Raw genomic sequence first — 23,134 nt, forward strand, 5'->3', positions numbered from 1 at the left:
GCTGCTCGGCGGCGTGAGTCGCGCGTTCTTGGACTCCGTGCTCGGCTGGTACCAACGACACATGCGCGCTCGCGGCATCGCCGACGGCAAGAGCGGCGCCGTCACGGTCGTGCAACGCGTTTCGTCGGATTTGCGACTCAATCCCCACCTGCACTCGTCTGCCTCGATGGCGTCTACGCCGAGATGCCGGCGGCGAGCTCGCCTTCCATCCACCGCCGTTCCTCACCAACGACGATGTCGGCGATCTGCTCCAGATCGCCCGCGCGCGCATCCTTGCGCTGCTGCGGCGCAAAGGCGTGCTCGAGGACGACACGGTCACGAGCGACGCCGCTTTGGCCGACCGCGAGCCCGCGCTCGCGGAGCTCGCCGCCGCCTCCGTGGCGGGCACGCTGCCCGCCGGTCCCGCACTGCGCCGTCGAGACCCCATCAAGCTGCGCGGCGGCTCGGAGCTCGAGCACACCAAGGCGCTATGCGCCGCTGAAGGGGGATTCTCTCTCCACGCCGCGACCACGGCCAAGGCCGGCGACGCCACTGGACGAGAGGCCTTGTGCAAGTACATCTTGCGCCCGCCGATTGCGCAGGAGCGCGTCCGGCTCATCGCCGACGACCTCGTCCGCATCGAGCTCAAGAGGCCTTTCAGTGACGGAACCTTCGCGCTCGACCTCGACCCACTGGCGCTCCTGGTCCGACTTGCTACCACGGTGCCGCCCCCCGGCTTCCACACCATCAGGTACGCAGGGGTTCTCGCCGCAGCGAGCAAGTGGCGAGCGCGAGTCGTTCCGCCGCCGCCGCCCACGTCGCATGACGCATTGTGCCTGGAGTTGCTCGGCCCCGGTGTACAGCCGTTCTCGAGTGGTCCAGACGGGGGCCGGGACGCTCGGTTTGACGGCGCGGCCAGCAAGTTTCCGAGCGCCACAAACCCGCTTCAAGGCCAGTTTGTCATTCAGGCGAAGCACACCGAAAATCCGTGCGCAAAGTTCAGCGATGCTGACTTCTCCGGCGACGCTGCTTCCGCGGTGTTGACAGAAGAACTGCCTAGCGTTGCCGCACTCGTCGCCGCAGGAGAACTTGAACACTACCTCCTCTTCTCCAACCGTCGGCTCGCCGGTGTCGCTGACGGCGACTTGCGCAAGCGGATCAAAGATTCATCGGGGGCCACGACCGTCGAACTGTTCGGGATCGAACGCATCGATGTGTTGCTCCGGAGCTATCCTGAAGTCGCAAGAATCGCAGAGTTACCAGTCCTCACCGGTCCCCTCCTCGTTAGCCCCGACGATCTCGCGGAGGTCATTCTCGCACTGGACAGCAGCAAGGCCAGCGGCTACGGAACGGAGCGCCTTCGATCCCGACTGGCGTGTAATTTAACTTATGTTAACGAAGGCTTAGACGCATTCGTGAGATCCGGATCCTACGAGTCCGCGGTTGCGCGGTCAACGGCGCGCACGGGCTTGGCGCCCGGGTAGCGTTTGGTCTCCCTAGTCTCCGAAGAGTTCCGCGCCTTCTCGCGCGCGATGGGGGAAGTTCACACGCAGACTCCCAGGGTGAAGCCCGAGCCCTTCGACGGCTGGCTTCGCTCGCACCACCGCCTCGGCCCCCTGTACCGGCGGGGCACGCAGTCGAGCATTGACGCTCGGCCTACGCGGGCAGGCGCCCGCTGATTTTGCGGTCCACTAGTTTACAGCTAGAACGACAAGGACACGAGGTAACTGATTGCCGGGCATCAACCTATTGGAGTGTTACGACACGAGTGGCCGCACTGCGTTCGCGTTTTATGTGATCCTGCCGAACGCAGGCCTCTATTGGGCAAGCTGTGCCCGTGATGGCACCCAGCGCTTATTACCCGATCGAGGTTCGCCGGCACGCGCTACGCTGGCCAGCCGAGCGGCCGCTGACTTTCAGCCAGGTCGATCCGGAGACCCGCGGCTTCGTCGCGCAGCTCACGCACGGAAAAATCGCCTGGACTAGTCCAGGTCAACCCGAAGTGGACTGCGAAATCGATGCGACGCCGCTGTGGGCGACCGCCGGCAACTTCATCTGACCGTGCGTAGACAATCTGAGCGGGGTGGGCCCGATTGGCAGGGCCGCGGCTTGAGCACCACCGGCATCAACCGCGTGCGGGGCCGCAACCGCGCCAAGCGAGCCCTGGCGGCGCTGACCGACAGCATGGCCTTCTCGACGCTGGCCGAGCTGCGGACGCTCCGCGCAGACGCCTGATCTACATGGCGGCCGCTGTGGCTCGGGGAGCGGCGCATCGGAATGAGTGGGCGCGCAGAAATCTCGCGAAGGCAGTGATTAAACAGGTCGCGCAAGCAGTGAGACGATCAATGGCGGCCACGAGGTTGTCGTTTCGTTGCGAACCCCGTCACCGAAGTCTCTGCGGCGCAGTTGAGTCGTCGGTCGGAATCGATTGGCGCGTTGGCCTGCCGTCACACGTTATGAGGTGTGCTCGAACTCGGCAACGTGCTCGAAGTTGCGATCGAACGTCGCGAGGGTGTCGATGGCCGCTTCGCGTTGCAGAGCAACGAGTAGGGCGTCGTTTGCGTTGAGCACACCTGCGCTATCAGCGACGATGTCGAGCACGCTCGGGGCGAGGCGCTCTTGCTCGCGGGCGAGGAAGCGCACCTCGCCGTCGTCGAACCAGTTGCGCATCATCGCTACTGCGGCGTTGAGGTCAGGCGGTGCAGTCTTGCGCTGCGCTGCTCGCCGACAAAGGACCGATAGGGCCTCAAAGACGAGAAAATCGACCAAGACGAGGCCATGCCCCTCTGCTTCCAAGCGCTCGGTAAGCTCGACCGCGCGCGCGTGTTGCGAGTCGGCCGCATACAGCAGCGCGACGATCACGTTGGCGTCCAGAACGACTTCAGCCATCGTAGAGATGGGCCGTGTCTTCGATCGCGTCAGCTCGTTCGCCCTTGACGACACCGATAGCGCCCCGAAGGGAGCGCCACGAGGCCACGACGTGGGGTCGTGGCTCGACGGCCGCCCGCTCAGCGGCCGCGATGACAGCGCGCCGCTCTTCCTCACGAAGGCTGGCGAGGGCGCGCACGAGGTCTTCGTGTAGGCCAGGGGCAGGGTGGGACGCCACGAGGGAAGGGTAGCCCACCAACGCTTCAAGAGAAAGGCAGTGCGCCAACCCCGACACAAGTACGAACTTTCGGAGTCGGTTTACTGTGCAGGGGACCAGGAAGGTCGCCAGACCTAGGCCCATCCCGACCGAGCCGCCGCCGATCACGCGACTGCTGGCGCAGGCCGAGGCCTGGCGGCGCGAGCTGGAGCAGGGGTCGGTGCGGACCGGGGCGGCCATCGCCGCCAGGGAAGGCGTTTCGGCGATGCGGGTGGGGTCCATTTTGGCGCTACTGAGGCTCCACCCGGACATCCAGGAGTGGCTCCGGTCGCTGCCACCGGGTACGCCGCCCCAGAAAGACAGAGAGGGGCCGCGGCCATCGCAACGCGAAGGTGGAGGGGGAGGCGAAGCCGGTGGGGCGGGGGCGGCGGGGGCTTCCCGGGCGGGCGGACGCCGCATCGCCCAGCGCACCGCCCGACCCACCGAGGCACGCGCGCGAAGAAACCGCGGGGGCTGCTCGCGCCCACCGGGCGAGGTGGCTCGGGGGTAGGCCGCACGCACGCACGCACGCACGCACGCACGCACGCACGCACGCACTCACGCCGCAGAACCTCGAGGGCCGCCGGGGGGCGGCGGCCCGGGCGGGGTGGGGCGGGGGGGGGGACGACCCCCGCGCGGCCGGGGGGGGCCAGGGACGCCAAGCCCGGGGCCGGTACGGTGAACGGCCCGCGCGCGGGGGGGGGCGGGGGGGGGGGGGAGCCTCGCAGCGACAACCCGTGGTTCCAGGGATGGTTCAACACGACCGGCGGGAACTGGTGGAACGGGGTCGGACAGTATTCGCACCAGTACTCGGGCTCCTGCTATGGGACGATACGAACCTACGAGTTCGGGCCGCCGCCGTTCGAAGTGGATGATTGGGCGACGCCGATGCGACCTGTTCAGGGCAGTCAATCGACGGGAGGGTGGAGCGGCACCCAGCTCAACTGGGCAGTGCGCACCGGAAACCTCATTCCGGAGAACTCCTACGCCGTGGCGCAAGCGCACCTCTGCGGCGGCATCGGACTCTACCCCTCTCCTTCCGCGACGTGGTTCCAGTTGGCGCCGGACGTTCTGGTCGTTCCCGTGGTGCTGATTTCCTGGATCAAGACGCAGCCGTTGGCGGGTCCGGCGAGCGAGCAGGACTTCCTGGCGCGCGGACGAGCGCTCATCGACTACATCCCGTTCAAAGGGTCCAACATCAACTCCGCGCCGAATCCGTGGAACGCGGCCGACACCGCCGCGCCGGAGCTCTGGTACGAGCCCCCCGACGACATCTGGACGCAGTGCGGGATCCAGTTCCAGGTCGTCGCGGGGTTCAAGTTCGACGCGGAGCATGAATCCTCTCCGTGCGATCCCAATCCGCAAGTCATGGAGTTCGCAGAAGAGGCTTCGATTCGCGATCTGGTTGCAGCCGCGATCGGCGAACCGGCCAAAGCATTGCTGCTCGACGAACTGCAGCCGGCCTTCGCGGAGTTCGGCTTCGCGCACTGCAGCAACTACCGAGGAAAGACCTCGAAAAACGTGCACGCTCAGATCGATCGCGAGGACTCCGACCAGGCAACCGTGCTCGCACACGAGCTCGGGCACGTTCTCCTTGGCGCCGGGCACGTTTCGGACCCGGCCAACTTGATGTGCGGCGCACAGCCGTGCAACGGGCACACGCTCACCCCGAACGACTGCAGTGTGGCGCGAACGAAAGCTGCAGAGTTCGCCGAGCGCTTCCGGACGTACAACCGCAAGCTGGGACGAGTCCCTTCGTCGAACCCGCTGACGCCGCTCTACCCAGACCCCAGCATCCAGGACCCGGCCGTGGTCTCCTTCCAGTGGACTTGCTGCGAAAACGGGGGTGGAAAGTACTGGGCGCCCATGATGATGTGCCCGGGAACTGCGCTGCCAGATGCCGCGTGCACGGAGTGCTGCGTGGTTTCCGAGAATCCGCTGGCGGTCCAGTTCATGCGCCTGGGCTCGTGCGGAGGAGCCACGCTGGCCGCGGATCAGTGCACCCTCGTGTGCTGCGGCGCGGGTGCCGGGGCTGGGTTTGTGGCGAAGGCCGAGTGCCTCGCGAGCGGAGGCATTCCGTTGGAACGGGAGTACTGTTTGTGAACCGGTGTCCGGTTGTGCTGGCCTGCCTCGCCCTCGGCTGCGGGCAGACGAGCGCGAATGTGCCCGCGAGTGGCGGGGGCGGAAGCGCGGGGTCAGCGGGAAGCACCGGATGCGAGGGACCGCACTGGCGCTAACTGCCGCCGGCTCCCGGGGCGACTGAACGCTTGGATGGCCCCGCCGTCGGCGTTGGCGGCGATGTTCTCGTGTGGGGAGGGCGAAGCGACGGGCCGCGAGGAGACGGGATGCGCATCCCGGGCAGCTCCACCGCGACTCCGTCGGCTCTCCCTGCAGACGGTGCGCCGGGAGCGCGCGCTGGCCACGCGATGGTGAACATCGGCGGTACGGTTGTCGTCTGGGGTGGCTACTCCGATTCGCCTCCGGTCCTCGGCGACGGAGGGCGAATGGGTCCGGCGGGAGCGTCGTGGTCGCCCGTCGCGGCAGCGGGCGCTCTCAGCGCACGCAGCGTGGACAAGTTCGGAGCGGCGGATGGCAAGCTGCTCGTCTTGGACGGATATACGGCAGACGGGTCGCCGCTCGTCGATGCAGCGCTCTACGACCCGGGCTCTGATTCGTGGTCGCCCGTGGAACCCGCTCCGCTCCGGTGCGTCGGCTGCGTCACGGTCACTGCTGGAGACTATGGCGTGCTGACGCACGGCGAAGTCGACGGGACGAAAGAGGCTGCTGGCTACCTGTTCGACGCGAAGACACACAAGTGGAAGCTGCTGCCGACGGACGGCCAAATCGGGGCTCGCGACGGCCCGGTCGCGGTCTGGTCGCCGGCGAACGAAGAGTTGATCATCTGGGGTGGCTCGGACGCCGTCATGCGCCGGGACGACGGCGCTCGCTTCTCCATCCCGGAGTGGAAGTGGAAAGCGATGTCTGGCGTCGGCGCCCCCTCTGCTCGGTCGGGCGCAGCGGGCGCGGTCCTCCCCGCCCTGGGCAAGGCGGGGAAACTGGTGGTGTTCGGTGGCACTGGTGTGGAAGGGCTGCTGGCCACGGGCGGGATTTACGACATCGGCACCGACAGCTGGGCGCCGCTCCCCTCCGGCGAGTGTGCGCCGCCAGAGCGCGGGCTCCACAGCATGACCGTACTCGGTGCAGGAGACCGCGCAGTGGTTTGGGGCGGGATCGGATCCGACAAACTATACCCCGCGCCGGAGCAAGGCTGGGTGCTCTCCCCATGATGCGTGCTCTCTAGCGCGAGCCGAGTTCGTGGGTAAGCTTCCGACCCGTCGCCAGGTGAGAAGAGCAGTTCGTACACACGTCGTAGCTTGGCGCGCCCCAGTGGATTCGAACCACTGACCTACGGCTCCGGAGGCCCGCGCTTTCCGAGCGCATTTGCCGAGAGGAACGCGATTTTTGCCGTGGTTTGTCCAGTTCGTGTCCCGGCAAGCGGCGTCGTCGTGCTGCTCGACGCGCATTCCAGCGTCGTGTGACTCGGGAAATCGAAGAAGATCAACGGCAGATGGCGCGCGAACCGCTCAGCGGCTCCCGAGCTGTTGGCCCTGGAGGTTCGGGCAACGCTGTCGATCGCGGCCGTGGCCGCGAGCCCCTCGGCTACGCAGGAGCGGACTCCAGGCCAGGCGGGCACGACTCGAGCGGCATGAGGGGCGGAACTGGGGTGCTGTTGGCTGGAGTCAGAGCTCGTCGCGATGCCAAAGCCCAGAATCTGGACGAGGCAACGTGCCTAGTCGCACTTGTCCCCTAGCGGTGTCGCGCCAGGTCGTCCGTCGTGCTCCGGAGCTCCGTCGAGCCGGCGATCTGGATGGACAGTCCCCCGGTTGGCTCCGACAGCTGCGTGGCCTCGAGCGTCTTCCCCTTGTCGCACCACCAAGCGAGCGCGTGGGCGGGCGTCCAGGGCGGGACGTCGGGTACGCTTTCGAGCTCTTGCAGGAAGGTCAGAGCCGTATCGGGGCGCCGGGCTGGGTCCTTGGCGAGACAACGGTGGATGAGGTCGTCAAGAGCCTTGGGAACCTCCGCGTACGCGGAGGGTCGAGGCGGCTCGGCAAGGAGATGCTGCCCCAGAACCTCGATGACGGTGCTCCCCTCGAACACGTGACGCCCCGTGAGGAGATAGAAGCCAATGGCCCCGACTGCGTACAGGTCGCCGCGCCCATCCATCGTGGTCGGGTCGCTAATCGCCTCTGGGCACATGTACTGCGGCGTGCCGGCGATTTCGTTGGCGTGGGTAACGTCGATGCCGCCGGTGTCCTTGAGCTCCTTGACCAAGCCAAAGTCCAGGAGCTTGAGCTGCTCTGGCTGACCACCGTACAGATGGGGCAGGAGCAAAAGAATGTTGGCGGGCTTGATGTCGCGGTGCACGAGGCCTTCACCGTGAGCACAGACCAGGGCCTGTCCCACCTGCTCGAGAATGGCGAGAACGCGCCCGACCGGCTGGGGCCCGTCAACGTCCACGAGCCGCCCGAGGGTAACGCCATGGATGAGCTCCATCGCGTAGTAAAACACCCCGTCCGGCGTGTGGCCGTAGTCGAAGATGGTGACGATGTTGGGGTGATTGAGCCGGGCAGTGTGCTGCACCTCGGTTTCGAAACGCTGCTGTTGCGCCTCGGAGGCGCGGCCTGCATGGAGTAATTTCACGGCCGTCGGTCGCCGCAGCAGGGCATGGCTCGCCTGATAGACCGTCCCCATGCCGCCCTCACCGATCTTGTGTTCGAGCAGATATTGGCCCAGCTGCTTGGCGTCGCGGATCTCGCGCCGCAAGCCGTAGATGACCCGCGACGTTGCCGTCGTCACGGCGACCGTCATGGCCCACCAGGCCGCCGCTTGGACGGTGAGTCCGCGAGCAACGCCTGCGGCCGTCTGGTTCGCGATCTCTGGCGCGACGGCCCCCCAATTCGTCGGAACGAGGTCGAGAAAGCTGAAGTAGACGCAAACCAGCAGCTGAACACCCACCGCTGCCGCCAGCGCGAAGCTGCGACGGGCAGAGCTGGGCACGTAGACCGCGCGCGCCGTCAAGGCCACGGTCAGCGCTAGCAGTAGGATGAAGTCAGGCCGTGCTACGTGTTCGACGTAGGCCCCCATGACGACGAGGGCCCCGGTCCCGAGAAGCAAACCGACCGTCTCGATGCCTCGCAAGACGCGCAGCGAGTGCTGGCCGACCCGACACGCCAGCCAAACGCCCATGAACACCAGGCCGCTCGCCAAGTGATACCCGAGCGACGGGCGCCACCACACGTCGGCGAAGAGCAGGCGGAAGCTCAGGAAGAACAGGTAGCAGCCACCTGCGACGAGTCCAAAAAGCCCAATGCGATGCTGCAGGAAGGCTCGCTCCTCAGCCGTAGCCGCCGTGCTCTTCGCGAATACCGCCATCGGGGCCACCGTAGCCCATCTCCGGCAGAGCCACTGCTTGTTCGCCTGGCTGCGCTGGCTGACACGCGCTTGCCGCCCGGCGCTGGCCCTGCGCGCGATACTCACCCGTCGTCGGGATGAATTGCACGCCCCGGGGCCACCGTTACCCACGCTGGGGGGAGCGCCAGGCGGCCGACAGCGTCCAGCTCCAGCACGGCGCGAGCGAAGTCGCGGGCGCGCTCGACCGTAATTTTCTCCCCGGTGCGCGCAGCTTCGAGGAGCGCCGTTTGCGCCTTTCAGCCTCTTTACTACAGTGCGCCCCAGTGGATTCGAACCACTGACCTACGGCTCCGGAGGGCCTTGCCTTCCGTCGAGGTTCCGAAGACTTAGACCCTCTCGGATCACGTTTGGATCGCAATTGGGCGGGCGCTGGGCGGCGGGTCTGGTTGGCCGCGGTCTGAATCACGGACGTGGCTAGATGGGCGTAGCGCTCGGTCACCTCGACGCTGGAGTGCCCGAGCAGGTCTCGCACTTCTTCGAGCCGCCAGACGCGCCCCCACCAGCCCGCTGCGAGAGACGACGCGCAGGTGTGGCGTAGGTCATGCCACCGGACCGGGCGTGTGATGCCGGCCTTCGTGCGAAGCTCGTGGAAGCGGTACAGCTTGCCGCGGTCCCGCCGATGCCCACGTGGGGTGGGGAAAGCGAGCTTGAGCGGGTTCTTCGGGGCGTAGCTCGGAAGCAGCTCGAGCCAGCTCCGGGTGACCGTTACGGCTTCTGGAATGAGAGGCACGCGCCGGACTCGATTGCTCTTGGTTGCGCGTCCTGGCGCAGCGTAGCGCACGATGATGTGCGGGCCGGTCGAGTCATCGAGCTTCACGTCGGCCAGCAGCAAGCACCACTGCTCGCTCTGGCGAACGCCCGTGTACATGGCGAACAGTATACGCAGGCGGTCCGGCTCCGGAATGTGTTTGCAGGTCGCGATCGCCCGCTGCTCCTGCGGTGTGAGGAAGGTCCAGCCGTCAGCGGTGTCTCCTTCCTGCCGGACCTTGATGTCTCTCGCCGGATTCGTCTCGATGATGCCGTCAGCGATGGCGTGGCCGAAGCAGGCGCGCAGCAGGTTCACGCAGTGCCGACGCGTGGAGCGCGAGACTTTGCGATGTCGGCGCCGATCGACGGTCGTCTTCTTCGCCAGCTCCTCGACCCACTGGCGCACATCGCGCGGCGCGATCGCCTTGACCGGCATTGTGCCCAACCAAGAAGGGGCTATGTGAATGCGGAATCGGCTTCGTTCGGTGCCGATGCCGCGGACGCCATCGAGCTCGCGCCGGTCCAGGCACCGCTCGCCGAGTTCGCGCAGCGTCGTGCCGCCTACGGCAACGTAGTCCGGCGAGGCGAGCTTCGACGCGGCAGCGGACAGGCCGGCGACGCCACTGGACGAGAGGCCTTGTGCAAGTACATCTTGCGCCCGCCGATTGCGCAGGAGCGCGTCCGGCTCATCGCCGACGACCTCGTCCGCATCGAGCTCAAGAGGCCTTTCAGTGACGGAACCTTCGCGCTCGACCTCGACCCACTGGCGCTCCTGGTCCGACTTGCTACCACGGTGCCGCCCCCCGGCTTCCACACCATCAGGTACGCAGGGGTTCTCGCCGCAGCGAGCAAGTGGCGAGCGCGAGTCGTTCCGCCGCCGCCGCCCACGTCGCATGACGATGACGCCGCCGACTGCGCGAAGGACTGCGCGACGTGCAGCGCGAAGGACAAGCCGCCCACGCATCGCTCGGGGTATCGCCCGTGGCGTGAGCTTCTCATGCGCGCGTTCAAGATCGACGTTGAGCGCTGCGACAAGTGCGGGTCGCGTATGAAGATGCGCGCGCTCGTCATGACCAGCGCTGGCATCGAGCGCTACCTCGCCTGGCTCGGTGAGCCGACCGAGCCGCCGCGCCTCGCGCCCGCTCGCGCTCCGCCCTACTTCAAGAGCGTCGCCGTCCGCAGGAGACTTGGCGAGCCGGCGCAGGCGGAGCTGTTCGACGCGCTGACGCGCGCTCCCCAGGGCCGACGTGCGCTTGGCGCTGGGCGCCTTGCCCTCCGGAAACCTCGACCAGGCGAAAGCGGCGCCTCGCGGACCAGAATTCACCCTGTCGGAGACCGGAACCAGGCAGGGTGAACCCGTCGCGCAGGGGAAGGCGTCCCGCTCGCGACTGTCGGGGCGCCGGGGCGCCGCTTGTAATGACTACGGGCTCGGCGACGACTTCGACGACGACACGTCGGAGATCCCGGTCGCGCTCTCGCGGCGCGAGCTCTCGGAGCTGGTGTCCACGTCGTTCGAGACTGCGATTCGCGTGATGACGCGCTGGGAACGCGACGGAGTGCTCGAGACCACCGAGCGCGGTTTCGTGATCCGCCGCATGTCCATGCTGGCCGAAGTCGCTGGAGTCGAAGCTCCAACGTGATCTGGGACTACTTGCGACGCCGACGACGCAGGTTCGCGAGCGTGCTGTCGTTGGCCCAGCGAACGAGAGAATCGTTCAATGTCGACCAGGCTGGGTGTAGCGGGCACGGTCGGCTCGCGTCGCAGTCTCCCCAACCGAATGCGCAGCGACCGCTGACCGGCGCCTCGCCGATCGCGTCGAGGACGTCCGCGAATCGGATGCGGTGCGCGGGACGCGCCAGAACGAAGCCACCGCCGTGGCCCTTGTGCGAGATCAAGAGGCCGGCGGCCACCAGTCGTCGCAGGACTTTCGAGAGGTAATGCACGGGCACGTTCGTCGCGCGTGACAGCTCCAAGGCTGGGAGCGCCGTGCCGGATTCCGCCAGCGCGAGCTCGGCCATGGCGCGGAGCGCGTACTCCGCCGTCTGACTGATGGGCGCGACCGCCGAGCCCCCCCTCGGCAGGACGGCCGTCATGCGCACCTCCCTACGTCAGTGAAGCCCACCCGCTCAATGGACCACGCTGTCCACAGAAGTTCAAGTCCAGAGACCGGAACGCCGCGTGCATGCGATGGGATACCAATGGTACGCGCAGACGAGTTTCACACCATCATCGAACCGTTCCGCATCAAGGCGGTCGAACCGATCACGATCACGACGCATGCGGAGCGGGAAGCCCTGCTCGTCCAAGCGGGCTACAACTTGTTCTGTATCCCCGCGCACGGCGTGATCCGCGCTCCCGGCCCAGGCACTGGCAATCGAGCTCTATCGCGAGGGGGGCGTCCGCGGAGTGGAAGTGGGAAGCCTGATGTTCGGAGCCGTCACGCCTCACGAGTTCGTGCGACTTGCGCCGCCACGCAGGGTGTACACGGCCTCTCACGTGGATTGGGTCATCGAAACCGCCGAGCGCGTCGCCCGACGCCTCGATCGCATTCCAGGTTACCGCATCGTCCGAGAGCCACCGCTCCTGCGTCACTTCACCGCGGAGCTCGCCGTCCTCGATTGATGCGAACATGACCCCCCACTTCATCCTGTACGTGCGAGACCAGAAAGCGAGCGTCGCCTTCTATCGCAGCGTCTTTTTACGTGAACCGCGGCTCGACGTACCGGGAATGACGGAATTCGATCTCGAGGGCGCCGTGCTCGGAATCATGCCGGAAGCGGGTATTCGGCACCTGCTGGGTCCCACGTTGCCCAAGGCGAGCGCCGGATTGCGCGCGGAGCTCTATCTGCTGGTCGACGACCCGGCCGCGTTCCACCGGCGAGCGCTCGAAGCCGGTGCGCGAGAGCTCAGCCCGCTCGCAGCGCGTGATTGGGGACACGTCGTCGCCTACAGCCTGGACGCTGACGGCCACGTCGTGGCGTTCGCTCGCGGCTGAACGGAATGAGCGGTTGCAGAGCGATCGAAGCTACTCGAATCGAAGCTTTCCGATCGCCGCGTAGAGTTCCGAAGTGTCCGGGTTCTCCCGCATGAACGTGCCCGCGCCCACGAAGTCCCCGTCCGGGTGCCAGGCAACGTTGCGATAGAACTGCCAGCTTTCCCCGAGGTCGGCCGAGCGGCACTCCGTCGCGTCGGCGTTGCATTGAACCACCAGCGTCTGAGCGTAGTCGTTACCAGAGTGAGTCCCGAGCATGACGAGACCTTTGGACCCAACCGCGAGCGTGTCCAGCCGACTGGTCGTGGGAAAGGACCGGCGGTTCAGCACGACGCCGTCGTGGTCCAACCACAAGAGAACGGCGCGACGATCGTACGGCCCGCCACCGAGGGTGACACCGCCGAGATCCACATCACCCCCCGCGATCATCAAGAGCACGAGGTTGCCCGACTCGTCGACCCCGAGCGAGCCAACCTCGGTGTCGCTACCACTGAAGCTCCGATGCCAGAGCAGGTTACCGGCCGGCCCCAGCGCGACGACGGTCACCGCATGCTCGCCCGTGGTGGGGATCGGGTCTTCGCCGAGATCCACCGCGAATTGCGAGAGGACGGCGAGGTAGATGTTACCGGAGCCATCCGCCGTCAGCGCGGGACGAGGCCCACCAATGCTGAAGAGAGAAGTGAGGCGCCGACCCCAGAGCGCGTGACCGTCTGCATCCAGCGAGAAGACGCCGAGCCAGCGATATCCAATGCCCCCCGCCACGATGTCCGGCATGTCGATGACCACATCATCGATCTGGGGACTGAACGCGCACTCCACCGCGACCACCGCGCCACCGGCATTCGCCGGCACGACTCCGATTCCAAACCCATACAGATCCCAGTTCGGGTCCTGGGGCAGGATCGGCGTATCCCACACGCGCTGGCCAGTGCGCGAAAGCTTGGACACGAAACCGCCTCGCTTCAAACCGAGGTCACCGAGACCGGGAAACCGCGCGCCACCCGCCACGAACACGTTGCCGTCGGAGTCCACTGCCGTGGCATCAGCGCTATCGTAGACACCTGCGGAGTCGTTTTGTTGGCTCGCGAACACCCAAAGCGGAACGCCGCTCGCATCGAACGCGGTCACGAACGCAATCTCCCACCAATCTCCCTCCGCTAGAGCCACGCCATTCCCGAAGTCGAGCGGCCCGGCATGATTGCCCGCGAGGATCAAGTTGCCCTCTGGGCTCACGCTGACGGAGCGCACCTGGGTCGGCAGGGACCCCGTACCAAAATGGTGCTTCCAACCCACCAGCTTCGCGTCGTCTGACTCACTCTGGGCGCACGCCGGAGTCAGCATCAAGAGGAGCGCGAGTGAACCGGTAGCGCACCGCATTCAGAACCCTCCGACGAGAATAGCGCATCGTGGAGGCGGCGGGCCTGGTCGAGCGCTGGAGAGGAGACTCATGCGCACCGCGTCAAGTCGCACGCACGAGCTGCGGCGTTCCGGCCCGAACCGCAAGAATTGCGCGCGAGAACCAGTCCCGCGGGTCGCGCAGTTTGCGGCACGGAATCTGCTCTTCGATACCCCAAGATGCGCATTCTGGTGGTCGAGGACGAGCCCAAGATTGCGGGCTTCCTTCGGCGTGGGCTCACCGAAGAAGGGCACCGCGTGGACGTCGTCCCAGACATCGCAGAAGCGGAAAGCGCGATCACCGAGGACTACGACCTGCTCGTCGTCGATCGCATGCTGCCCGACGGAGACGGTCTCTCGATCGTTCGTGGGCTTCGCAGGCAAGGCAAACTGACGCCCGCCATCTGCCTCACGGCGCGCGATCGTGTCGAAGAACGCATCGAAGGCCTGTACGGCGGCGCCGACGACTACATCGTGAAGCCCTTCGAGTTCGACGAGTTGCTCGCGCGCATCGCGGCGGTGACTCGGCGTGCGTCTCTCGCCGAGCAACTCGAAGTCGGCGACCTCGTCATCGACGTGCCGGCGCGCCGAGTGACGCGAGCGGGTCGCGAGCTCGGCCTCACCGCGCAGGAGTTCGATTTATTGCGATATCTGGCCGAAAATGCCGGTCGTGTCCTGTCGCGAACGAGGATCCTGAACGCGGTCTGGGACGTGACCAACGACCCGCGAACGAACCTCGTGGACGTGTACGTGAGTTACCTGCGAGCCAAGATCGACAAGGGTTTCGAGCGACCATTGCTGCACACCGTACGCGGTGTCGGCTATGTGCTCGAGGACCGGCCCCGATGACCACCTCCGTTGCTCGCCGAGTAGCTGGCAACGGAGCGCTGGTTCTGGTGACGACGCTCGCGCTCGTCGGAATCGGCACCGGCGCGGCGCTCCACGTGCAACGCACGAACGCCCTGGACGAAGCGCTTTTGGCCGCCGTCCATGGTCGGGCCCATCCCGATGTCTCCGCCGAGGTCGAGGTCGAGGTCGAGCACGCCCGCTCGCCGGTCGACACCTGGCTCGTGGCGCCCGAAGACCCGCGTGTGCCACCAGAAGCGGTGCGAAATGCGAAGCGGGCCGAGCGTCCGCTGTTCGCGGATGTCGGCGATCGACGGCTCGTGTTGCTCGCGTTCGAGGTGGAGCACGAACACGGCGAATCGAAGCACCTGGCGGCTGCGTCGGCTCCTCGCATGACCCTCGGGCGCAGCGTGGGCTCGTTCGCCCTGAGCTACTCTCTGGCGGCCGCGCTGGCGGCGCTGATCGCGAGCGTCGCGCTCGGCGTCAGCGTTCGTCACGCGTTCCGCCCGCTCGACCGGGCTCGCGGGGAAGCGTCACGCGTTATCGATCTCGCCGGGGGCCAGCGTCTCACCGAGGACGGTCCGGTGGAGATTCGCTCGCTCATCGTCGCAATCAACGGGCTCCTCACACGGCTCGACGTTGCGCATCGGGCCCAGAGCCGATTCACCGCGGAGGCGGCCCACGAGCTCCGAACGCCCGTCACTGCGATGCTCGGCGAGCTGGATGTCGCGCTGCGCAGCGATCGCACGCGCGAGGAGTACCGCGAAGTACTCGTCTCGAGCCGCGACGAAGTCGAACGCTTGCGACGACTCGTCGAAGGGCTCACGGCTCTGGCGCGCATCGACGCGGGACAGATCGAGCATGGCCGCGAGCGGGTCCGCGCCGCAGAGCTCGCGACGTCGGCGCTCGAGAGCGAGCGGAAGACCCTGGCGCGCGCGGGATCGAACGTGCGCGTGGAGGTGGTGACGGATCCCGAGCTCGAAGCCGAACGTTCGCTCGTGGAGGTGGCTCTCGCCAACCTGCTTCGAAATGCTGCGCGACACGCTCCTGGTGCGGATGTCGTCCTCAGCGTCAAAAGCGAGGACCAGCACGTGATCTTCGATGTCGACGATGCGGGGGCGGGTGTGTCCGTCGAGGAGCGTGAAGCGCTGTTCGATCGCTTTGCGCGCACGGGTGAGGCTCGTCGTCGGGACCGGACGGGCCTCGGGCTCGGGCTACCGATTGCGCGGGAGATCGCGCGTCGTCACGGGGGGACTGCACGCTTGCCGCTTCCCCCGCGCGCGGCCCTCGCGCCCGCCTGACGCTGAAAATCACCAACATCTAAGCGCGTCCTCAGCGTCCTTTAATGTTGGATAGCTACGGTGACTTCAACAACGGAGGTCATCATGCACAAACAAATCGCCCTGGCCTATGCAATCGCCGGACTGGCTGTGGCCGCGGCGCTGCTCGTCGTCGTCGGCTCCACTACGGGTTGGTTCGCGGACCAGGTCGCGACCGACGCTGGTCCGATCGAACCCGCCTCGCCGCCTGCCCCGGACCCCGCGCCGAGCTCGAAACCGGCTGCGCCCCGTCCAGAGCCAGTGATTCCGGCGACTTCACAAGCGATCGAGTCGCCCCCCGAAACCATCTACGTGGACGAGCCCGCTCCCCAGAAACGAAGTCATCACGACGACGACGACGATCACGATTCCCATGAACGGGAGTCCGACGATGACTGAGCGCGAGGTGCGCAGGCGGATCGTGTGGGCATCCGTGGTGTTCGTCTCGGCGCTGACGATTGCCACGAGCTTCCTCATCATCGGCCGAGTCGAGCGCGAGCGTACCCGGGTCGTAGCACCGGCTGTCACGCCCATGGAACCTCCGCCCACACCGAGCCAGCCGCGCTTCGCCAGGGCGCAACCACCCGTCAGTGGTCTGGTCCCCGCCCCTGCACCTCGACGCCGTGTCGTCGCCATTCGTCGCACGAGGGCGTCATGAATGCGAGCCTGACATTTGCCGCCACTGGCACCGAGTGGTCGGTCGCCAGTGACGTCTCGGGGGCGCTCGAAGGAGCGGAGTCCTTCGTCCGTGCGGCGGAGCGAAGGCTCTCGCGGTTTCTGCCCGATTCGAGCCTCTCGCGCCTGAATCGGGAGCGCACCACCGACGACCCGATGCTGGCCGAGGTCGTCCGCGCCGCGCTCGACATGCGCGACCTCACGGGCGGTGCCTTCGATCCCACGCTCGGAGCACGTCTCGCCGAGCTCGGTTACGATCGAACGTTCGAGGCGATCGATTCGCGCGAGTCAGCCCGCGAATACCGCCCGAGCTCGCTGGTAGTCACGACCGACGAGGCGAACGTGCGACTCGAAGGCCAGGGCGAGCTCGATCTCGGTGGCATCGCCAAGGGCTGGATCGTCGACCGTGTGGTCGACATGCTGGTCGCGGCGGGCGCCCGGAACGTGATCGTGGACGGCGGCGGTGACATTCGCGTGCATGGCGAGCGCTGCCCCATCGAGTACGCATCCGGCCATGTCGTCCACGTGGAGTCCGGTGCGATCGCGACGTCGTCGATTCGGCGGCGGCGCTGGAGCGATGCGAGCGGGCGAGCGTTGCATCACGTGCTCGATCCGCGCACGGGCGCTCCGGTGAAACCCCCAATGCATACCGTCACGATCTGCGCGAGCGAGACCGTGATGGCGGACGCCCTCGCCACCGCGGCGCTCGTCGATGCCGAACGGGTCTTCGCCTTGCTCCCGTCTCTGGAAGCTCGGGCCGCCGCCTGTGACGAGGCGGGAAAATGGTGGACGACACGAAACTGGGAGGAGCTCCGATGAACGACACATTTGGCCGCGGATTTCGCATCTTCGCGCTCCTCGTCGCGGGAGCCCTGACGCTCAGCGGCCTGATCGCGCTCAGCGACGCCTTCACCGCGCGTCACGTCCCGGTGATGTGGTGGGCGAGTCGTTCGCTGGGCCTTTTGGCATACGTCGCGTCCTGGCTGTCGGTCATATTCGGCGTCCTCGTCGCAAAGAAGGGGAGCCTTCTCGACCGCGCCTTGGTGCTCGAGCTCCACAGCCGCTGGTCCGTCGCCGCAGTGGTCGTGACTGCACTCCACGTCGTCGGCGCCGTCGCCGACCCGAGATCGGGAGTCACACCGCTCGCGGCTCTCGTCCCGTTCGCCTCGGAGAAGCTCACCGGTGCCATCGCGCTGGGCACGCTCGCGACCTGGGGGATGGTCCTCGTCAGCGCCACCACCGCACTTCATCGCAATCTTCCGCGCTGGGTCTGGCGCGCGGTGCATGCATCGGCATTCGGCACCTTCGTCCTCGGCTTCGCACATGGGCTGGCGGCGGGGACCGACACGCAGTCGGTGATCGTGCGCGGGATGTACATCGGGACAGCCGTGGTCCTCGCGGGCGTCAGCGTCTTCCGGATTCTGGCTCCCTGGCTCGCGACACGAGCTTCAGCGGGTACCGTCACGAGCGAGGGCGACTAGATGCCGTCGAGCGCTGTTTTTTCTCGAACAGGTCACCAATCGCGAGATCACGCAGAGTGTGCGCCGCACACCGCCTGCTGCATCGCTGGCACGGTTGCTGCAAGTCGGCTGTCATGACTTCGCGACCGGAGTTCGTCGAAAGCCTTCGTGTCTGCCGTTGGGGCGCGAGCTTGGCGCTTCTCACCATCCTTTTCGGATTCGGAATGGGTGGCGTGTTCGGAGCTTTCGAGGAGCCGCTGCGGACGGACCTGTCACAACGCGCAGAAGCCGTTCGTAGTGATGTCTATGGCGGCGACACCGTGAAGATGAAGAGCGTCGTCGACAAGAGCTGGAGCTACTACAAGCGCGCCCACCTTCACGGAGGTGGTATCGGCGCAACCGCGTTGAGTGCAATTCTGCTCCTCGCAGCGCTGAATCGTCCGAAAAGAACGGTACGCCGCGGGCTGGCGCTGGCACTGGGGTTGGGTGCCTTTGGGTACTCAGCGTTCTGGATGCTGGCCGCCCGCCGCGCGCCGGGACTCGGCAGTACGGACGCGGCCAAGGAGTCCTTGTCTTGGCTGGCGGTGCCATCGGCAGGCCTGCTGCTGCTCGGTCTCGCATGCCTATTAGTGCTGACAGCGATCGAGCTGTTCGCGCCGAGACCGGCATCGTGATCCGCGATAGTCGTGCGGTTGGGCCGAGGATGCCCGCAAGGCTTGCGCCGGTCCGCTCTCGCCGAGGCCCCGCGCCGCAGTGGTCGTGACCGCACTCCACGTCGTGCTCGCCGTCGCCGACCCGAGATCGGGAGTCACACCGCTCGCGGCTCTCGTCCCACTTCATCGCAATCTTCCGCGCTGGGTTTGGCGCGCGGTGCATGCATCGGCATTCGGCACCTTCGTCCTCGGCTTCGCACACGGGCTGGCGGCGGGGACCGACACGCAGTCGGTGATCGTGCGCGGGATGTACATCGGGACAGCCGTGGTCCTCGCGGGCGTCAGCGTCTTCCGGATTCTCGGGCCGTGGCTCGGCACCCGAGCTTCAGCGGGTGCAGGTGCGAGCGCAGGCGAGTAGATGCGGCTCTTCGAGCGCAGCAACCTGCGTCGGCCTCACGGGCACTGGAGCAAGGTCTTCACGGGCGCTGGCTCGCACTGTGGACTCGAGCCGCACGTCTGGGCCGGCGCGCCGGTACCCAGCTGAGGCTGCGCTCCCCAGCACCATACGGTGCCGTCGGTCAGCGCCGCGCAGCTGTGCGCGTTGCCAGTCACGATGCTCTTCACGTTGTTCAAACCAACGACCTGCACTGGCGTCGATTCGCAGATACCGTCCACGCACGTGTTGCCGGACGTACTCCCGTTCCCGAGAGCGCCCTTGTCGTTCCGTCCCCAGCACCACGCGGTCTTGTCCTTCTTGACCGCACACGTCCGGGAGGTCGTGTTGCTCATCGACGAAACATCGTCGCCGAGCGCGCTGACCGGCACGGGAGCCAGCGTCGTGGTGTTGGTGCCATCGCCGACCTGGCCAGCGGTATTCAGTCCCCAACACCACAGACTGCCGGCATCCGTGAGCGCGCAACGCCCGGTGGAGCGCACGATGCCGAGCGAAGGGATGACGACCTTCACAGGATTGGGCTCGGGGCCCGGATCGCTCGACCCAATCCCGAGCGCGCCGTCCGCGTTGCTGCCCCAACAAGAAAGCTCGACGCCGTTGCGGCTACAGCCCGCGGCACCCGCCGCAATGACGTCACTCAACCCGGTGAGGTTGACGGCCGTTGCCTCGACCGGAGCGAGAATGTTCGCGCCCACCGCACCGGTCCCGGCCTGTGCCGCGCTGTTGTCACCCCAACAGAACACCTTTGCCTGCGCTCGTGCACACGACAGAAAACCGCCGGCGGAAATCTGCGTGGCCCCACTGAGTCCCGTGTCAGCTGGGACCAAGCTCTCCATCGTGTTGCCATTGCCTAGCTGCCCCGCGACGTTGCCGCCCCAGCACCGCACCTGCCCACCCGTGATCCGCGCGCAGGTGTGAGCCGACCCTGCGCTGATCTCTTCCGCGTCGGATTCGACCTGCGTAGGAACTTGATGGATGTTGCTCCAGCACCAGACCGTCTTGTCGTTCAAGAGCGCGCAAGTGTGGTAGCTGCCGGCGACCAGCTGCGTGACACAGTCGGTGCCGGTGCTGGCATCACCGCCGGCACCGCCTCCTCGACCCACTGGCGCACATCGCGCGGCGCGATCGCCTTGACCGGCATTGTGCCCAACCAAGAAGGGGCTATGTGAATGCGGAATCGGCTTCGTTCGGTGCCGATGCCGCGGACGCCATCGAGCTCGCGCCGGTCCAGGCACCGCTCGCCGAGTTCGCGCAGCGTCGTGCCGCCTACGGCAACGTAGTCCGGCGAGGCGAGCTTCGACGCGGCAGCGGACAGGACGCGGTCCGCCTCCTCGGAGGTGTCGAAGGTGCCGAAGGAGCGCATCCGGCCATTCACGCGCATGCGCGCCAGGTGTCGTCCGCGTCGCGGTGTAATGCTTCCCGTTCCAGGGCTTCGTCGCGTCATTCAGGGTTCCTTCCCTTCAATGCGGTTTTGCTGGCGCTGCGGCGTTCTACGCACGCCGAGGCGCGCTAGCGCTCGATCGGCGCGCGCCGCATCGAGTTCGCTGAACGCGACCGTTGGTTTCGGAGAGCGCGCTTCGGGTTCGCGCACGATTCGATCTTCCGAACGCCCGCTGTGGGTGCGGCGCTTGGCGCGGGCACGCCGGGCTCGAACGCGGAGGACAACGAAGCGCGAATCATCCTGTGGCGAGTGCAGGGTGCTCTTTGGACGCTGGGCGCGCTGTCCGGGTCGATTCCGAAGAAGATGTTCTTGACGCACGTCCCGGCGGCAAACTTCAACTCGCCGACATGGTCGGCGACGGAAGAAAAAGCTGCGCCGGTGTTCACGGTGTTTGCCACCGGCAAGTTCGCCCCGAGCGGTCTCCTCGACCCGACGGGCGTCCCGCCAGAGGAAGTCCAAGCACTGGGGACCGGCCAGACCATCCCAGCCGACTTCCACTGGCCCGCAACCGGCGAGGTGCCCACCTGGCTGTTCAATCTCTATTACCCGGACCCCGGGCGGTACTTGCACGTTGTGGCGGAGAGCACCGAATTCCCCGGCTTCGACATCAAGAACCCGAGCGAATGGCTCGCTGCGCAACTCAACGGCCTTACGGGGTTGGCGTGTAACTCCGGCTCGGATCTCAAGTTGACCGGGGCACCCTCAATTGGACCGACGGCGGCTCAGACGAAGGCGGAGAAAGCTGTCGCCGCGCTACGCAAAGGCAAGCACTGGGGAGGGGTCTGTCGGAACGAGCTTGGGAATTGGCTCCTCGGACTCGAAGCCAACACTGGCGGGACTTACAAGAGCTACTTCCGCGATCGACTGCTTCGCGCAGGAGGTGGATTTCCTCCATTGGGTTGGACCATGGCAAAGACGCAGGTCCCGCTGTTCCCGACCGTGGCGCCTGACCAGAAGTTCAACGACGACGACAACCAGTTGTTCATCTGGGAGATGGTCGAAGTTGCGCCGGGATCCGGAGCCCAGACACACGCGCCGGACTGCTGGCACGCGCAGTCGGGTGGAATCTACTCCGTGCACGAGTCGTGCGCCGCTGGCGACCAATACTTCTCCGACAACCACTGGTTCCGCTACACGCAACGAGTACTGCGCCCCACCGTGTGCAGCGCCGGCGCGCGCGCTCCTGTCTTCGTCAACTCCTACCCACCCGTTGGTGTTTGTGGCGCAGCTGCGCAGGTGACGCAGACGCTGACGCTTGCCTGCATGTTGAACGCCGGCGTTTCCGATGCGCTACCGGTCGAAAAGCCCGAGATCGCGACGCTCGCGGACCTGGACGGCTTCGTCGTTTGGATCGACTCGCTTTCGCGCAAGGCGAAGTATCAGCTGAGCAAGCTTCACATCGAAAGCGTCCCCGTGAAGGTCGTCAACGATTTCACGAACCTCGACGTGGGCACGAACGGCGCGAAGGGTCAGCATGGGACCCTGTTGCTTGAGCTGCGGACGGCGCTCGAAACTCTCGCGGGATCCTGGAACAGGACGTCAGGCGACCTCGAACAATTGCGCAACTCCGTCGATACCGCTCGCCTCTCGATCAACGGAGCCAAGATCGACAAGGACAGCGCTCTCGCTACGCTGGCAATTCAGCGCATGCAGGTTCATGCGAACATGATCGCGGCCGCGTCCGGTGCGATCTCGTTGAACCCTGCCGGTGCTGTGAACGCCGGTGCGCAGCTCGAGTTCGGGAGCGCGATACTCGCCAAGACAGAGCAGCTCGAAACACTGTCCGAGAGCAAAGAGGCCAACACGGTTGCACTGGCCTTGAACCAGCTCCAGTTGACCAGTGGACCTCTCTACACTGACCTTCAAAATGCGCTGGGTGACATCCGGAGCTCGACGGCGACGGTGTTGAGCATCAACGGGCAGCTAAGCCAAAACGAAAACAAGGCGAAGTACGAGGCTGCTCTTTTGGAGCGCTGCACGTAGAGCGGCGGTGGCGTGAGCGTCGGCGGAGTCGTAGGCAGCGACAGTCACGGCAGCCATCATGGCACGAAGCACTGGCGCGAGCTTTCGAGCGCGTCCAGGATTCAAAGCCAGACCGAACTCGACCTCCATGACCGTAACGCTGGATATCACCACTTCTGCAGGCGCAGTGGCCTTGACGCGAGCCAAGGTCACGTCATCGCCGCGCGCGAAGTCGCTGAGAACGCAGGTGTCGAGCAGATACTTCACGCGAGCGGATCCTTGCGTGGCGCGCGTAGCTTCCGCCGCTCGGCTTCGAAGCGAGGAGCGCGCGGTACTCCCTCGAACAGGACGACCTCCCGGGGCCAGCAGGCGTCGCCGGTGCCATCGAGGAGCCGGCTCACCGCCTCACGGATCAAGGCGTTGCGCGTAGTCCGCCGCCGCCTGGCCAGGCGGTCCAGGCACGCGCCGGTCGCTGCATCGACGTAGAGGTTGAAGTTCATGGGTGCCTCATAACTGTTCAGCAGTTATGCCGCACGTCGGGTGGGTCCGCAAGTCGCGGCCGTGTCGGCTCGTCGTTCTAGCGAGCAGGAAACGCTCCTCAGAGGAAGACCGCG

The 23,134-nt window shown here is 66.3% G+C and carries 28 protein-coding genes; 18 read left to right on the plus strand and 10 right to left on the minus strand.

The genetic code is table 11. The features are described 5' to 3' along the window. Window positions 1–128 precede the first annotated feature (128 nt). The 3 genes from IPI67_30070 (at window position 129) to IPI67_30080 (ending at window position 2,214) form a co-directional block, all read left to right on the plus strand. Entirely contained in the window at window positions 129–1,463 is a 1,335-nt protein-coding gene (locus IPI67_30070) for a transposase (protein ID MBK7584439.1), read from the plus strand. Window positions 1,464–1,819: 356 nt separating this feature from the next. Beyond that, window positions 1,820–2,038 carry a hypothetical protein gene (locus IPI67_30075; GenBank protein ID MBK7584440.1) on the plus strand — a complete coding sequence of 73 codons (219 nt, stop codon included), beginning with the start codon at window positions 1,820–1,822 and terminating at the stop codon, window positions 2,036–2,038. 2 nt (window positions 2,039–2,040) lie between these two features. Continuing rightward, window positions 2,041–2,214, plus strand: a complete 174-nt coding sequence (locus tag IPI67_30080; GenBank protein ID MBK7584441.1) for a hypothetical protein — start codon at window positions 2,041–2,043, stop codon at window positions 2,212–2,214. A 219-nt stretch (window positions 2,215–2,433) separates the two neighbouring features. Here IPI67_30080 and IPI67_30085 read toward each other — a convergent pair whose 3' ends face one another. Then, the gene (locus tag IPI67_30085; GenBank protein ID MBK7584442.1) at window positions 2,434–2,868 is read right to left on the minus strand and encodes a type II toxin-antitoxin system VapC family toxin; all 435 of its coding nucleotides are present in this window, start codon (window positions 2,866–2,868) and stop codon (window positions 2,434–2,436) included. 1,123 nt (window positions 2,869–3,991) lie between these two features. Here IPI67_30085 and IPI67_30090 point away from each other — a divergent pair. Continuing rightward, the gene (locus tag IPI67_30090) at window positions 3,992–5,206 is read left to right on the plus strand and encodes a hypothetical protein (GenBank protein ID MBK7584443.1); all 1,215 of its coding nucleotides are present in this window, start codon (window positions 3,992–3,994) and stop codon (window positions 5,204–5,206) included. Window positions 5,207–5,448: 242 nt separating this feature from the next. Further along, the gene (locus IPI67_30095; protein ID MBK7584444.1) at window positions 5,449–6,390 is read left to right on the plus strand and encodes a hypothetical protein; all 942 of its coding nucleotides are present in this window, start codon (window positions 5,449–5,451) and stop codon (window positions 6,388–6,390) included. 520 nt (window positions 6,391–6,910) lie between these two features. Here the strand turns inward: IPI67_30095 and IPI67_30100 are convergent. The 3 genes from IPI67_30100 to IPI67_30110 are packed head-to-tail and all read right to left on the minus strand — an operon-like array spanning window position 6,911 to window position 9,758. Continuing rightward, window positions 6,911–8,536, minus strand: a complete 1,626-nt coding sequence (locus IPI67_30100; protein ID MBK7584445.1) for a serine/threonine protein kinase — start codon at window positions 8,534–8,536, stop codon at window positions 6,911–6,913. After that, complete coding sequence (locus IPI67_30105) at window positions 8,499–8,663, minus strand: hypothetical protein (GenBank protein MBK7584446.1); 165 nt, start codon at window positions 8,661–8,663, stop codon at window positions 8,499–8,501. The genes IPI67_30100 and IPI67_30105 overlap by 38 nt, the downstream gene beginning before the upstream one ends. A 15-nt stretch (window positions 8,664–8,678) precedes the next feature. Then, the gene (locus IPI67_30110; protein MBK7584447.1) at window positions 8,679–9,758 is read right to left on the minus strand and encodes a site-specific integrase; all 1,080 of its coding nucleotides are present in this window, start codon (window positions 9,756–9,758) and stop codon (window positions 8,679–8,681) included. A 24-nt stretch (window positions 9,759–9,782) separates the two neighbouring features. Here IPI67_30110 and IPI67_30115 point away from each other — a divergent pair, with 24 nt between their 5' ends. Both IPI67_30115 and IPI67_30120 read left to right on the plus strand, forming a co-directional pair. Next, complete coding sequence (locus IPI67_30115; GenBank protein MBK7584448.1) at window positions 9,783–10,676, plus strand: transposase; 894 nt, start codon at window positions 9,783–9,785, stop codon at window positions 10,674–10,676. After that, window positions 10,591–10,962 carry a winged helix-turn-helix domain-containing protein gene (locus IPI67_30120; GenBank protein MBK7584449.1) on the plus strand — a complete coding sequence of 124 codons (372 nt, stop codon included), beginning with the start codon at window positions 10,591–10,593 and terminating at the stop codon, window positions 10,960–10,962. Before IPI67_30115 ends, IPI67_30120 begins: the two co-directional genes overlap by 86 nt. A 7-nt stretch (window positions 10,963–10,969) precedes the next feature. Here the strand turns inward: IPI67_30120 and IPI67_30125 are convergent, their stop codons facing one another. Next, on the minus strand, window positions 10,970–11,416 hold the full coding sequence (locus tag IPI67_30125) for an Rrf2 family transcriptional regulator (protein ID MBK7584450.1): 447 nt from the start codon (window positions 11,414–11,416) through the stop codon (window positions 10,970–10,972). Window positions 11,417–11,747: 331 nt separating this feature from the next. On the opposite strand from IPI67_30125, the gene IPI67_30130 reads away from it, so the two are divergent. Continuing rightward, window positions 11,748–11,945 (plus strand): hypothetical protein, encoded by a 198-nt coding sequence (locus IPI67_30130; protein MBK7584451.1) that lies wholly within the window; start codon window positions 11,748–11,750, stop codon window positions 11,943–11,945. A gap of 7 nt (window positions 11,946–11,952) precedes the next feature. Next, entirely contained in the window at window positions 11,953–12,318 is a 366-nt protein-coding gene (locus IPI67_30135; GenBank protein ID MBK7584452.1) for a VOC family protein, read from the plus strand. Between the two features lie 30 nt (window positions 12,319–12,348). Here the strand turns inward: IPI67_30135 and IPI67_30140 are convergent, their stop codons facing one another. Then, complete coding sequence (locus IPI67_30140; GenBank protein ID MBK7584453.1) at window positions 12,349–13,692, minus strand: hypothetical protein; 1,344 nt, start codon at window positions 13,690–13,692, stop codon at window positions 12,349–12,351. 198 nt (window positions 13,693–13,890) lie between these two features. Here IPI67_30140 and IPI67_30145 point away from each other — a divergent pair, with 198 nt between their 5' ends. The 8 genes from IPI67_30145 (at window position 13,891) to IPI67_30180 (ending at window position 19,081) form a co-directional block, all read left to right on the plus strand. Continuing rightward, window positions 13,891–14,559: a response regulator transcription factor gene (locus tag IPI67_30145; protein ID MBK7584454.1), complete on the plus strand. Its 669-nt coding sequence runs from the start codon at window positions 13,891–13,893 to the stop codon at window positions 14,557–14,559. Continuing rightward, entirely contained in the window at window positions 14,556–15,857 is a 1,302-nt protein-coding gene (locus IPI67_30150) for a hypothetical protein (GenBank protein MBK7584455.1), read from the plus strand. Before IPI67_30145 ends, IPI67_30150 begins: the two co-directional genes overlap by 4 nt. A 60-nt stretch (window positions 15,858–15,917) precedes the next feature. Then, window positions 15,918–16,274 (plus strand): hypothetical protein, encoded by a 357-nt coding sequence (locus IPI67_30155; GenBank protein MBK7584456.1) that lies wholly within the window; start codon window positions 15,918–15,920, stop codon window positions 16,272–16,274. Then, window positions 16,267–16,533, plus strand: coding sequence for a hypothetical protein (locus IPI67_30160; GenBank protein ID MBK7584457.1), 267 nt, complete (start codon window positions 16,267–16,269; stop codon window positions 16,531–16,533). Before IPI67_30155 ends, IPI67_30160 begins: the two co-directional genes overlap by 8 nt. Beyond that, entirely contained in the window at window positions 16,530–17,369 is an 840-nt protein-coding gene (locus tag IPI67_30165) for an FAD:protein FMN transferase (GenBank protein ID MBK7584458.1), read from the plus strand. The genes IPI67_30160 and IPI67_30165 overlap by 4 nt, the downstream gene beginning before the upstream one ends. Next, the gene (locus tag IPI67_30170) at window positions 17,366–18,031 is read left to right on the plus strand and encodes a hypothetical protein (GenBank protein MBK7584459.1); all 666 of its coding nucleotides are present in this window, start codon (window positions 17,366–17,368) and stop codon (window positions 18,029–18,031) included. The genes IPI67_30165 and IPI67_30170 overlap by 4 nt, the downstream gene beginning before the upstream one ends. A gap of 113 nt (window positions 18,032–18,144) precedes the next feature. After that, window positions 18,145–18,684 (plus strand): hypothetical protein, encoded by a 540-nt coding sequence (locus IPI67_30175; protein MBK7584460.1) that lies wholly within the window; start codon window positions 18,145–18,147, stop codon window positions 18,682–18,684. A gap of 85 nt (window positions 18,685–18,769) precedes the next feature. Beyond that, window positions 18,770–19,081 (plus strand): hypothetical protein, encoded by a 312-nt coding sequence (locus IPI67_30180; GenBank protein MBK7584461.1) that lies wholly within the window; start codon window positions 18,770–18,772, stop codon window positions 19,079–19,081. 35 nt (window positions 19,082–19,116) lie between these two features. Here the strand turns inward: IPI67_30180 and IPI67_30185 are convergent, their stop codons facing one another. Further along, on the minus strand, window positions 19,117–20,220 hold the full coding sequence (locus IPI67_30185) for a hypothetical protein (GenBank protein MBK7584462.1): 1,104 nt from the start codon (window positions 20,218–20,220) through the stop codon (window positions 19,117–19,119). After that, on the minus strand, window positions 20,124–20,498 hold the full coding sequence (locus tag IPI67_30190; GenBank protein MBK7584463.1) for a hypothetical protein: 375 nt from the start codon (window positions 20,496–20,498) through the stop codon (window positions 20,124–20,126). The genes IPI67_30185 and IPI67_30190 overlap by 97 nt, the downstream gene beginning before the upstream one ends. Window positions 20,499–20,807: 309 nt before the next feature. Here IPI67_30190 and IPI67_30195 point away from each other — a divergent pair, with 309 nt between their 5' ends. Then, the gene (locus IPI67_30195) at window positions 20,808–22,541 is read left to right on the plus strand and encodes a hypothetical protein (GenBank protein ID MBK7584464.1); all 1,734 of its coding nucleotides are present in this window, start codon (window positions 20,808–20,810) and stop codon (window positions 22,539–22,541) included. Here IPI67_30195 and IPI67_30200 read toward each other — a convergent pair. Next, a complete protein-coding gene (locus IPI67_30200; GenBank protein MBK7584465.1) occupies window positions 22,482–22,787 on the minus strand; it encodes a PIN domain-containing protein in 306 nt (101 codons plus the stop codon). The two genes, IPI67_30195 and IPI67_30200, sit on opposite strands and share 60 nt — an antisense overlap. Then, complete coding sequence (locus tag IPI67_30205) at window positions 22,784–23,020, minus strand: ribbon-helix-helix protein, CopG family (GenBank protein ID MBK7584466.1); 237 nt, start codon at window positions 23,018–23,020, stop codon at window positions 22,784–22,786. The genes IPI67_30200 and IPI67_30205 overlap by 4 nt, the downstream gene beginning before the upstream one ends. Window positions 23,021–23,134: the final 114 nt, after the last annotated feature.

Source organism: Myxococcales bacterium (assembly GCA_016706225.1).
GTDB lineage: Bacteria > Myxococcota_A > Polyangia > Polyangiales > Polyangiaceae > JADJKB01.